The 11983-nt window shown below is 70.7% G+C and carries 10 protein-coding genes; 2 read left to right on the top strand and 8 right to left on the bottom strand.

The genetic code is table 11. From position 1 onward, the window contains the following. Positions 1 to 18 precede the first annotated feature (18 nt). The 3 genes from proB to QMF80_RS28355 form a co-directional block, all read right to left on the bottom strand. Entirely contained in the window at positions 19 to 1146 is a 1128-nt protein-coding gene (gene proB, locus QMF80_RS28345) for a glutamate 5-kinase (RefSeq protein WP_283458345.1), read from the bottom strand. Positions 1147 to 1220: 74 nt separating this feature from the next. After that, entirely contained in the window at positions 1221 to 1676 is a 456-nt protein-coding gene (locus QMF80_RS28350; protein ID WP_283458347.1) for a GtrA family protein, read from the bottom strand. Then, positions 1673 to 2683: a glycosyltransferase family 2 protein gene (locus QMF80_RS28355; protein ID WP_283458349.1), complete on the bottom strand. Its 1011-nt coding sequence runs from the start codon at positions 2681 to 2683 to the stop codon at positions 1673 to 1675. Before QMF80_RS28355 ends, QMF80_RS28350 begins: the two co-directional genes overlap by 4 nt. 183 nt (positions 2684 to 2866) lie before the next feature. On the opposite strand from QMF80_RS28355, the gene QMF80_RS28360 reads away from it, so the two are divergent. Both QMF80_RS28360 and QMF80_RS28365 read left to right on the top strand, forming a co-directional pair. Continuing rightward, on the top strand, positions 2867 to 5737 hold the full coding sequence (locus QMF80_RS28360) for a bifunctional glycosyltransferase/CDP-glycerol:glycerophosphate glycerophosphotransferase (RefSeq protein WP_283458351.1): 2871 nt from the start codon (positions 2867 to 2869) through the stop codon (positions 5735 to 5737). Beyond that, positions 5734 to 6915: a glycosyltransferase gene (locus QMF80_RS28365; protein ID WP_283458353.1), complete on the top strand. Its 1182-nt coding sequence runs from the start codon at positions 5734 to 5736 to the stop codon at positions 6913 to 6915. The genes QMF80_RS28360 and QMF80_RS28365 overlap by 4 nt, the downstream gene beginning before the upstream one ends. A gap of 83 nt (positions 6916 to 6998) precedes the next feature. Here the strand turns inward: QMF80_RS28365 and galE are convergent, their stop codons facing one another. The 5 genes from galE to rplU all read right to left on the bottom strand — a co-directional run bounded on the left by galE (position 6999) and on the right by rplU (position 11966). Further along, positions 6999 to 7979, bottom strand: a complete 981-nt coding sequence (galE, locus tag QMF80_RS28370) for a UDP-glucose 4-epimerase GalE (protein WP_283458354.1) — start codon at positions 7977 to 7979, stop codon at positions 6999 to 7001. 29 nt (positions 7980 to 8008) lie between these two features. Beyond that, a complete protein-coding gene (locus QMF80_RS28375; protein WP_283458356.1) occupies positions 8009 to 9628 on the bottom strand; it encodes a glycosyltransferase family 2 protein in 1620 nt (539 codons plus the stop codon). Positions 9629 to 9752: 124 nt separating this feature from the next. Further along, a complete protein-coding gene (gene obgE, locus QMF80_RS28380) occupies positions 9753 to 11210 on the bottom strand; it encodes a GTPase ObgE (RefSeq protein WP_283458359.1) in 1458 nt (485 codons plus the stop codon). Positions 11211 to 11377: 167 nt separating this feature from the next. Beyond that, positions 11378 to 11632: a 50S ribosomal protein L27 gene (gene rpmA, locus QMF80_RS28385; RefSeq protein ID WP_283458361.1), complete on the bottom strand. Its 255-nt coding sequence runs from the start codon at positions 11630 to 11632 to the stop codon at positions 11378 to 11380. Between the two features lie 13 nt (positions 11633 to 11645). Beyond that, on the bottom strand, positions 11646 to 11966 hold the full coding sequence (gene rplU / locus QMF80_RS28390; RefSeq protein WP_283458363.1) for a 50S ribosomal protein L21: 321 nt from the start codon (positions 11964 to 11966) through the stop codon (positions 11646 to 11648). Between the last annotated feature and the right edge of the window lie 17 nt (positions 11967 to 11983).

Consider the following 11983-nt stretch of genomic DNA (forward strand, 5'->3'; position numbering starts at 1 on the left):
AACCTCAGTCCTGCGGTCTCAGTCCTGGAGCAGGACCAGATCGTCCCGGTGGACGACCTCGCGCTCGTACTCCGGGCCCAGTTCGCGGGCCAGTTCCTTGGTGGAGCGGCCCAGCAGCAGCGGCAGCTCCTTGGCGTCGAAGTTGACCAGGCCGCGGGCGACCGCGTGGCCCCGGGCGTCCCGCAGCTCCACCGGGTCGCCCGCGATGAAGTCCCCGGCGACGGAGGCGATGCCCGCGGGCAGCAGTGAGCTGTGGCGTTCGGTGACCGCGCGGACCGCGCCGTCGTCGAGGACCAGGTGGCCCTGGGGCGCCGAGGCGTGCTGGAGCCACAGCAGCCGGTCGGTGGAGCGGCGGCCGGTGGCGTGGAAGTGGGTGCCGGTGGCGCCGCCCGCGAGGGCGTCGGCGGCCTGGCTGGCGGAGGTCAGGACCACGGGGATGCCCGCGGCCGCGGCGATCCGGGCGGCCTCGACCTTGGTGACCATGCCGCCGGTGCCCACGCCCGCCTTGCCCGTGCTGCCGATGGTGACGTGTTCGATGTCGGCGGGGCCGCGGACCTCGTCGATGCGGGAGGTGCCGGGGAGCGACGGGTCGCCGTCGTAGAGCCCGTCCACGTCGGACAGCAGTACGAGGAGGTCCGCGCGGACCAGGTGGGCGACGAGCGCGGCGAGCCGGTCGTTGTCGCCGAAGCGGATCTCGTCGGTGGCGACGGTGTCGTTCTCGTTGACGACGGGCAGCGCCCCCATGGCGAGGAGCTGGTCCAGGGTCCGGTAGGCGTTGCGGTAGTGCGCGCGCCTGCTGGTGTCGTCGGTGGTGAGCAGCACCTGGCCGACGCGGACGCCGTAGCGCGCGAAGGAGGCGGTGTAGCGGGCGACGAGGAGGCCCTGGCCGACGCTGGCGGCGGCCTGCTGGCGGGCCAGGTCCTTGGGGCGGCGGCGCAGTCCGAGCGGGGAGAGCCCGGCGGCGATGGCGCCGCTGGAGACCAGCACGATCTCCTTCTCGCCGCCGCTGCGCGCCTTGGCGAGTACGTCGACCAGGGCGTCCACCCGGTCGGCGTCCAGCCCGCCTTCGGCGGTGGTGAGCGAGGAGGAGCCGACCTTGACCACGATCCTGCGGGCGTCGGTCACGCCCTGCCTTGCCGCTGACACGTCTGTCCCCTTGCCCCTTGCCTGATGTACGGGCCTCAATCTACGGGGTGGGCTCGGGGACGCGCCCTGGGGTTTCAGACCGTGGACGCCGTGGGCTCCGTACCCTCCGGGCCGCCCTCCGGATCGCCGTCCGGGGCCCCGGCGGCGGCGCCGGCGACGGCGCCGGGGACCAGGATGCGGCGGGAGATCAGATACGTGAAGGGGATGGCGACGACCGCGGCGACGAGCGGCGCGATCTTCTCGTTCATGCCGATCCAGTTCACCAGGAGGATCAGGCCCACGGACTGGATCACGTAGTTGGTGATGTTCGTCAGCGGGAAGAGGAAGAACTTCTTCCAGGTGGGCTTGGTCCGGTAGGTGAAGTACGTGTTCATGAAGAACGAGCCGACCATCGCCAGCACGAAGGCCAGCGAGTAGGCGGCGAAGTACGGCATGTGCGGGTGCAGCAGCAGGTACAGGACGTAGAAGGTGCCGGTGTTCACCGCGCCGACGAGGCCGAAGCGGAGGATCTGGCCGAGCTGGCTCTTCATCGGGCGTCCTGGTCGGCGGGAGCCGCGGCCACGGCGGGCGCCGCAGGAGCCACGGGGGCCGTCATGCGGGGCGGCTCCACGGCCACGCCGTGCGACTCCTTGACGAGGAAGTGCGGGCGGCGCTTGGTCTCGTAGTAGATGCGCCCGATGTACTCGCCGATCAGCCCCAGCATGATCATCTGAACGCCGCCGATGCCGACGATGATCGCGACGAGCGTGACGTAACCGGGCGAGTCGATGCCGTGCGTGATGGCCATCACGGTGATCCACAGGGCGTACACGGCGGTCAGCGCGACCAGCGACACGCCCGCCCAGATCCCGATCCGCAGCGGCCGGTTGTTGAAGGAGATCAGGCCGTCCATGCCGTAGTTCAGCAGGGACCCGAACTTCCACTTCGTCTCGCCCGCCTCGCGCTGGGCGTTCTGGTAGTCGAAGTGGACGGTGTCGAAGCCGATCCACGAGAAGAGGCCCTTGGAGAACCGGTTGTACTCGGGCAGCGCGAGCAGCGCGTCCACGGCCGGACGGGACAGCAGCCGGAAGTCACCGACGCCGTCGGTCAGCTCCACGTCGACCCAGCGGTTGATGCCCCGGTAGTACATCCGGCTCAGGGCGGAGCGCAGCTTCTTGTCGCCCTCGCGGGTGCGCCGGGCGATGATCTGGTCGTGGCCCTGGCGGTAGTACTCCAGCATCGTGGCGATGAGGTCCGGCGGGTGCTGGAGGTCCGCGTCCATGATCACGACGGCGTCGCCGGTGGCCTCGCGGAGGCCCGCGAGCATGCCCGCTTCCTTGCCGAAATTGCGGCTGAAGGAGACGTAGCGGGTCTGGTCGCCGTACTCGGCCGCGATCTTGCGCAGCTTGCCGAGGGTGCCGTCCCGACTGCCGTCGTCGACGTAGCAGACCTCGTACTCGACGGGGAGGGAGTCCAGAACCCTGCGGATCTCGGTATCGAAGCTGTCGATGACCGCTTCTTCGTTGTAGCAGGGAACTACTACGGACAGCTTCGTCATGAACACTTCCTGCTGGATCCGAACGGGTGATTGTCGGCAGCCGGACACGACGCCCACCTCTTCCTTAGAAGTATGCACGCCGACGGTCGGCCTGCCTGAGCTGAGTGCCGCACACGGTAGCTTTGACTGGGCGGGGGTCCCCCTGGACGGAGTCCGGGGGCGGATGGGAACAACAAGATCGAGGTGCACGTGCCTGACGTCTCCGTGGTCGTCATCGTCTACAACGACGCAGAGCGTCTGCCGACAGCAGTCCAGTCGGTTTTGGACCAGACTCTCAACGGGGTCGAAGTCGTGATCGTCGACGACTGCAGCAAGGACCGGTCCTTCGGGATCGCCAAGGAACTGGAAGCGGCGCACCCCGGCCGGGTCCGGGCGTTCCAGCTGCCCGAGAACAGCGGCGGCTGCGGCGCTCCCCGCAACCGGGGCATCCGGGAGGCGGCCGGAACGTACGTCATGTTCCTGGACAGCGACGACGTCCTGGAACGCAACGCCTGCCGCAACATGCTCGACGCCGCCGAGCGGACCGGTTCCGACCTGGTCTCCGGCATGTGCGTCCGGGTCCACGTGGACAACCGGTTCGGCAAGACGACCGAGTGGTACCCCTGGATCTACTCCCGCACCCGCACGCTGGAGTCGATCACCGAGTACCCGGACCTGCTGGTCTACGACACCCTCTCGACCAACAAGTGCTACCGCCGCTCGTTCCTGCTGGAGCAGGGGCTGGAGTTCCCGGTCGGCATCCACTACGAGGACCTGCTCTTCTCGGCGCAGGCGTACGTCGCCGCGAGCCGCATCACGCTGATCCCCAACCAGGTCTACTTCTGGAACGTGGTCGAGAAGGCCGCCGCCAAGTCGATCAGCAACCGGCGTCACGAGATCGCGAACTTCGTCCACCGGATGGAGATCCACCGCCGGGTCGACGAGCTGCTCGCCAGCAAGGGCCACGACCAGATCAAGTCCGCCAAGGACGCCAAGTTCCTCAAGCACGACCTCGTGCTGCACCTGCGCGACCTGCGGCTGCTCGACGACGACTACCGCCAGGAGTTCGCCCGGCTGGCCAACGGCTACCTCGCGGGCATCGACCCGGCCGCCTACGAGCACGTCACCCACCTCCAGGCGATCTGCGCGTACCTGCTCGGCCAGGAGGACTGGGACAACCTGCTCTCGGCCGCCGACGCCATGACCAACAAGGGGCGGCTGTCGTCCTCCCTGGCCGAGCGCGACGGGCGCGTCTACTGGTGCGCCGGGCACCTCGACGACGCCGAGGGCCGCCGGATACTGGACGTCACCGACCAGGGCTTCCACACCACGGCGCTGACCTCGCTCACCCTGGGCAACCGGCTCACCTCGTACGAGGACGACGGCCGCGGCACGGTCACCATGTCGGGCTCCGTCGTGAACCCGCTGGGACGGATCCTGCCCGGGGCGGAGCTGAGCGCCGAGCTGGAGTTCCGGGCCCGGCGGCAGATCGGGGTGCGCCCCTTCCGGTTCCCGGTGGCAACCGTGCGCCACGCCGGTGACACGATCGAGTGGACCGGTACGGCCGACATCGGCTCGACCGTGCGGCCGCTCGGCATCATCGACGCCGTCTGGGACGTCCGGCTCAAGCTGAAGGCGGGCGCGGACCGGATCTCCACCCGGGTCTCGGTCGGTGCGGTGGACCTCGATTCGGCCACCGCCCTGCGCGTGCGCCCGCGGCTCACCCGGCTGGTCTCCGACCGCTTCGAGCCGGAGATGACGAAGAAGGGCAACCTCTCGTACGTCCTGACCGCCGAGGGCGCCGCCGCCGTCCGCACCCAGAGCCTGATCAACAACGCCATGCACGGCAGGGCCGCGGGCGTGCTCAAGCGCGGGCTGCGCAAGGCCCTGCGCGCCCGCCGCAACATCGGCTCCGGCGAGCAGAAGGTGAAGCTCTACCACGAGGTGTTCTCGAAGCTGCCCGTCAAGAAGGGCACGGTCGTCTTCGAGAGCCACATGGGCAAGCAGTACAGCGACAGCCCGAAGGCGATCTACGAGGAGATGGTCCGCCAGGGCATCGCCTTCGACGCCGTGTGGTCCTACGCGGGCGCCCGCCCCACCGGCTTCCCCAAGGAGGCCACCCTGGTCAAGCGCTGGAGCTGGGCCTACCTGCGGGCGCTGGCGCAGGCCGAGTACTGGATCGACAACCAGGGCTTCCCGCTCGCGCTCGCCAAGCGGCCCGGGACGACGTACATCCAGACCTGGCACGGCTCCGCGCTCAAGCGGATGGGCTTCCACGAGCCGCGCACCAAGGCCCAGGGCCGCGCCGGACAGGCGAAGTTCCAGAAGGCCGTGGACCGGTTCGACCACTTCCTGATCCGCTCCGAGCACGACGCCCGCACCCTCGCCAAGGGCTTCCGGCTGCGCGACGAGGTCCTGCTGCGCACCGGCTACCCGCGCAACGACGCGCTGGTCGCGGCGCACCGCGCCGAGGCGGACAGCGGAGAGCGGGTGCGCGGGCCGCTCGCCGCGGAGCTGGGCATCGACCCGGCGACGAAGGTGCTGCTGTACGCGCCGACCTTCCGGGCGAACGCGGACGGCGCGGTGGAGGGCTTCGACTTCCCCTTCGACGTGGAGGAGTTCGCGGACCGGCTCGGGGACCGCTTCACCCTGCTGGTGCGCACCCACTACCTCAACAGCGTGTCGCTGCCGCCGTCGGTGTCGGGCCGGGTGATCGACGTCTCCCGCCGTCACGACATCACCCCGCTGCTGGAGCTGGCCGACGGGCTGATCACCGACTACTCGTCCGTGATGTTCGACTACGCGGTCCTCGACCGGCCGATGGTGTTCTTCGCCTACGACTACGAGAAGTACTCAACGGACATCCGCGGGACGTACTTCGACCTCAAGGAGAAGGCACCGGGCCCGGTGGTCGCCACCGCGGACGAGCTCCTGCAGGCGCTCGGCGCCTTCGAGGAGGCCGACGCCAAGTACGCGGAGGCCCGCTCCCGTTTCCTCACCGAGTTCGGTGAATACGACCGCGGGGACGCGGCCCGCCAGATCGTCGAGAAGTTCTTCACCAGGGGTGGCAAGTGAGCCAGCAGAACGCCGAGTCGGTGACGTCCGGCGGGCGGGACGTCTTCATCGTCTCCAACAGCGTCGACGAGCTGGGCGGGGTGACCACCTGGTCGCACCAGATGGCCCGGCTCTTCACCGACCGCGGCCACCGGGTGCACGTCGTCGGCATCGCCCCGGTCGCCGAGGAGATCCGCCAGGAGCTCCCCGCGGACCTGCCCTACGAGACGACCACCCTGTACGACGCCCACCCGCCCGCGGCCCGTCGGCTGCACGGCCTCAAGGGCCGCCTCAACGCCCCCGAACGGCGCCGTCAGGCAGCCCGCCGGGCCGGGATGCGGGCCAGGGCCGAGCAGCTGAGCGCCCTGTTCCGGGCGGCCCGCCCCGGGGCCGTCGTGATCGTCACGCAGGTCTGGGCGATGGAGTGGGTCGCGCTCGCCGACACCAAGGGGCTCGTCCTCATCGGGATGAGCCACGAATCGTTCGAGGCCAGCCGCAAGTCCACCCGCGGGGCCCGGGTCCGGCGTCACTACCGGGACGTGGACCGGCTGCTCGTGCTGACCCCCGAGGACGCGGACCTCTGGATCCGTTCCGGGATGCAGAACGTGGGCAGCATGCCGAACCCGCTGCCCTTCATGCCGGACTCCCCCGCTCCGCGCACCGAGAAGGTCGTCGCCTGCGTGGGCCGGCTCGCCGACGAGAAGGGCGTGGACCTGCTCCTCGACGCCTGGGCGGACGCCGTACCGCAGCACCCGGACTGGACCCTGCGGATCTACGGCGCGGGCGTGGACGCGGCCATGCTGCGCGAGCGCTGCACCTCGCTCGGCCTGGACGACTCCGTCGAGTGGATGGGCAGTACGAACGACGTGCTGGGCGCGCTGAGCGGAGCCTCGGTGTTCGCCCAGGCCTCCCGGGCCGAGGGATTCCCGATCACCCTGCTGGAGGCGATGGCGGCGGGCGTGCCCTGCGCCGCCTTCGACTGCGCGCCGGGCGTCCGGGCGATCGTCTCGCACGGTGAGGACGGGCTGCTCGCCCGGGTCGGCAACACCATGGAGCTGGCCGGACACCTGCGGGTGCTGATGACGGACAAGGAACTGCGCGACCGGATGGGCGACGCGGCCTTCCAGAACGTGCGGCGCTACTCCAGCGACGAGATCACCGACCGGTGGGAGAACCTGTTCGCGTTCCTGGAACGCTGAGCCCCTCCCCACGCGGAAGCCGCCCGCCCCGGTCCACGACCGGGGCGGGCGGCTTCGCGCGTAGGGGTGCGTGCGCGCCGTGCTCAGCCCTTGCGGTTGGCTTCCCAGCCCGCCCACGCCGAGGTGATCATCTCGCGGACGTCGTGGCGGGCCTTCCAGCCCAGCTGCGCCGCGATCCGGTCCGCCGAGGCCACGACCTTCGCCGGGTCGCCGGGGCGGCGCGGGGTGACGACGGGCGCGATGGCGTGCCCGGTGTTCGCGTTCAGCAGCTCGACCATCTCCCGTACGGAGACGCCCTCGCCGCGCCCGATGTTGACGGTGAGGTCCTGGTACTCGCCCCGCCCGGCCCACTCGGCGAGCTTGCGCGCGGCCACCAGGTGGGCGTCGGCCAGGTCCTCGACGTGGATGTAGTCGCGGATGCAGGTGCCGTCCGGGGTCGGGTAGTCGTCGCCGAAGATCCGGGCGCCCTCACCGGCGTCGTAGCGCTCGAAGACCATCGGGACCAGGTTGAAGACGCCCGTGTCGGCGAGTTCGGGGGTGGCCGCGCCCGCCACGTTGAAGTAGCGCAGGCAGGCGGTGGAGATGCCGTGGGCCTTGCCCGCGGCGCGGACCAGCCACTCACCGGCCAGCTTCGTCTCGCCGTACGGGCTCAGCGGCGCGCACGGGGTCTCCTCGGTCACCAGGTCCACGTCGGGCATGCCGTACACGGAGGCGGACGAGGAGAAGAGGAAGCTGCGGATCCCGGCGGCGGCGACCGCCTCCAGCAGGACCGTGAGGCCCTGGACGTTCTCGTGGTAGTAGTACAGCGGCTTCTCGACGGACTCGCCGACCTGCTTCTTGCCCGCCAGGTGCACCACACCGGTGATGTCGTACTGCTGGAAGGCCTCGTCGAGGACGAGCCGGTCCAGGACGGAGCCGATCACCAGGGGCACGCCCTCCGGGACCCGGTCGGCGTTGCCCGTGGACAGGTCGTCCAGGACGACGACCTCCTCACCCGCGAGCAGCATCGCCCGGACGACGTGCGCGCCGATGTACCCGGCGCCTCCGGTGATCAGAAACGTCATGCGTATCTCCCCAGCTCTCGCGTGAAGCTCTAGCGTGACCGGCGGCCCGTACGGGCGCGGTCGAGACGGTTGCGTACGAAGCTCGCGGCGCCCTCCGCACCGGGCGCGAGCCGCAGCGCGAGCGACCCGGAGGCCGTTCGGTAGGGCTGCGCCAGCAGAACACCGTACCTGCTGCTGAACAGGGCGCGGCGACGCAGCAGATCGCCCAGGGGGCGCAGGGAGGTGAGGAGGGAGCTCCCGTCCTCGCACTCCACGCCCACCCGGACGTCCCAGGCCTGGATTCCGCGCAGTCCCCTGCGGCGGCCGGTGGCGGCCAGCGCGGCGAGCCGGAACGGCAGCTCGGCGCTCCAGCCGTCCGCGCCGTCGGGGCGCAGCTCGGCCGCCGGGACCTCGACCGGTTCCCCGCCCGCGCGCGGGACGAAACACAGGTGTGCGCTGCGGGGCGCGGACTCGGCGAGGCGTCCGTACAGGTCGTGCACACGGAGGGTGAGACGCGTGCCGCCGCCCGCCGGTTCCGCGTCGACGGTGACGGGCAGCTCCGCGGCCGGGAGGGCGGCGAGGCCGTCGAGGGCGGCGGGGGTCTCCTCGCTCCACACCGGGGCGCCGTCGGCGGCCCGGGCGTACGGGGGCAGCAGACGGGGCGGTTCGGCGGCGAAGCGGCTCAGGCGCCGGATGTCGGCGGGCGGGGCGGGGGTGGCGCGCAGGACCCGGACGATCCAGCGGGCACGGGCCGGGGCCGCCTCGACGGCGGCTTCGTCGAACCCGGCGACGTAGTCCCTGGTCAGGGTCCACCAGGCGGCCTGATAGCCGGGGTCGGTGCCCAGCTCGCGCAGGTACATGCGCAGGTCGTAGTCGAGGAACTTGACCTGGCAGGCGAGGCCCAGCTCCGGCTCGGCGGCGGTGATGACCGCGGCGGCGGTGCGGTGGGCCTCGACGCGGGCGGCCCAGTTGCCGACGTCCTTGCGGTCCAGGGAGATCGACACCTGGGCGGCGGAGCGGCGCACGTGCCAGACGTAGACGAGGTCGGGGACGACCGCGATGCGGGGGGCGGCGGCCAGCACGCGGGCGGTGAAGACGAAGTCCTCGTAGACGAAGCGCCCGTCGGGGAAGCGGATGGCGTGCTTGTCGAGGAAGGCCCGCTCGTAGAGCTTGTTGACGCACAGGGTGTCGCGGACCAGCGCGGGCCGGTCCGCGGGCCGCTCGATCACCTCGCCGGGGGTGTACAGCCCGGGCATCCAGGGCGTGTCCTGGCCCTGGGGCAGCTCGCGCCGGACGCAGGCGCCGACGGTGACCGGCGCGCGGTGCTCCCCGGCGGCGCGCACCAGGGCCTCCACGGCTCCCGGGGGCAGCACGTCGTCGCTGTCGAGGAAGAGGACGTACGGCTCGGTGGCGGCCGCGATCCCGTCGTTGCGGGGCGTGCCGCAGCCACCGCTGTTCTCGGTGCGGTGGACGACCTTCAGGCGCGGGTGTACGGCGGCCAGCTCGTCCAGCACCCGGCCGGTGCCGTCGGCCGACGCGTCGTCGACCGCGATGACCTCACCGACCAGGGGGCCTTGGGCGAGTGCCGAGGTGACGGCCTCGCCGACGAGCGCGGCGTCGTTGTACGCGATCACCACGACGGAGACCCGGGGAGTGTTGCTGCTGCTCACCCCAGGATCCTATGGGACGTCCTGGGCGGTGCGACCGGTACCGGTTCACTCTGTGTCAAAGCCCCCGCCAAGATCCCGTCCGGGATCCTTGCGGGGGCTTCGGCCGTGCCGGAGGCGCGACGTGTTACATGCCGGTCTGGTTCTGCCGGAAGTCGTCGTACTCCTGCTGCGCCACGTCGCCGCGCTCGGCTTCCTTGTCGCGGCGGCGGGTCGTCGCGGGGCGCGGGGCCTCGAGGCGGTGGTCCTCGCCGCGGCGGCCCAGCATCTCGGCGCCGGCCATCATGGTCGGCTCCCAGTCGAAGACGACCGCGTTCTCGTCGGAGCCGATGGCCACGCCGTCACCGGAGCGGGCGCCCGCCTTCCTGAGCGACTCCTCGACACCGAGGCGCTGGAGGCGGTCGGCGAGGTAGCCGACGGCCTCGTCGTTGTTGAAGTCGGTCTGGCGGACCCAGCGCTCCGGCTTCTCGCCGCGCACCTTGTAGACGTCCTCGGCCTCGTCGTAGGTGACGGTGAACCCGGCGTCGTCGACGGCCTTCGGGCGGATGACGATGCGGGTCGCCTCCTCCTTCGGCTTGCGGGCGCGGGCCTTGGCGATGACCTCGGCGAGGAAGTAGGAGAGCTCCTTGAGCCCCGAACGGGACACCGCGGAGACCTCGAAGACCTTGTAGCCGCGCGCTTCCAGGTCCGGGCGGACCATGTCCGCGAGGTCCTGGCCGTCCGGGATGTCGACCTTGTTCAGGACGACGAGGCGCGGGCGCTTCTCCAGGCCGCCGCCGTAGAGCTTGAGCTCGTTCTCGATGGCGTCGAGGTCGGCCAGCGGGTCGCGGTCGGACTCCAGGGTGGCGGTGTCCAGGACGTGCACGAGGATCGAGCAGCGCTCGACGTGGCGCAGGAACTCCAGGCCGAGGCCCTTGCCCTGGCTGGCGCCGGGGATCAGGCCCGGGACGTCGGCGATCGTGTAGACCGTCGAGCCCGCGGTGACCACGCCGAGGTTGGGGACCAGGGTGGTGAAGGGGTAGTCGGCGATCTTCGGCTTGGCGGCCGAGAGCACCGAGATGAGCGAGGACTTGCCCGCGCTCGGGAAGCCGACGAGCGCCACGTCGGCGACGGTCTTCAGCTCCAGGACGACGTCGCCGCCGGTGCCGGGTACGCCGAGCAGGGCGAAGCCGGGCGCCTTGCGGCGGGCGGAGGACAGCGCGGCGTTGCCGAGACCGCCGCGGCCGCCCTCGGCGGCGACGTAGGTGGTGCCCTGGCCGACGAGGTCGGCGAGGACGTTGCCCTCCTTGTCGAGGACGACGGTGCCGTCCGGGACGGGCAGGATGATGTCCTGGCCGTCCTTGCCGGAGCGGTTGTCGCCGGCGCCGGGCTGGCCGTTGGTGGCCTTGCGGTGGGGGCTGTGGTGGTAGTCCAGCAGGGTGGTGACCGCCTGCTCCACCACCAGGATCACGTCGCCGCCACGGCCGCCGTTGCCGCCATCGGGGCCGCCGAGCGGCTTGAACTTCTCCCGGTGAACGGAGGCGCAGCCGTGGCCCCCGTTACCCGCGGCGACATGCAGCTCGACGCGGTCCACGAAGGTGGTCATGGGTGTTCCTCCAGATACATACGGGAATGTCCCGGGCAGGCCTTGCTGCCCATTAAACGTGTCTATGTGACAACGCGCCGAGGGCGGACCTCTCTTCCCGGCTGTCGCCGGGAAGAGCTGAGATCCGCCCTCGGGAAGTTACGTACGCCAGATCAGCCGGAGCTGGATCAGGCGGCCGGAACGATGTTGACGACCTTGCGGCCGCGGTGGGTGCCGAACTCGACAGCACCAGCCAGCAGCGCGAACAGCGTGTCGTCGCCGCCACGGCCGACGCCCGCGCCCGGGTGGAAGTGGGTGCCGCGCTGGCGGACGAGGATCTCACCAGCGGAAACGACCTGACCGCCGAAGCGCTTCACGCCGAGCCGCTGAGCATTGGAGTCGCGCCCGTTCCGGGTGGAAGATGCGCCCTTCTTGTGTGCCATGTCTCAGTCCCTCTTACTTCGCAGCCGCGGGGATACCGGTGACCTGGATCGCCGTGTACTGCTGGCGGTGACCCTGGCGACGGCGGTAGCCGGTCTTGTTCTTGTAGCGCAGAATGTCGATCTTGGCGCCCTTGTGGTGATCCACAATCTCGGCCGTGACCTTGATGCCGGCCAGGACCCACGGGTCACTGGTGACGGCTTCGCCGTCGACAACGAGCAGGGTCGAGAGCTCGACCGTGTCGCCAACCTTGGCAGTGGGAATCTTGTCAACTTCAACGATGTCGCCGACAGCAACCTTGTGCTGGCGACCACCGCTGCGCACGATGGCGTACACGCGGATCTCTCTCTCAC

This window comes from Streptomyces sp. G-G2 (genome assembly GCF_030063135.1).
GTDB lineage: Bacteria > Actinomycetota > Actinomycetes > Streptomycetales > Streptomycetaceae > Streptomyces.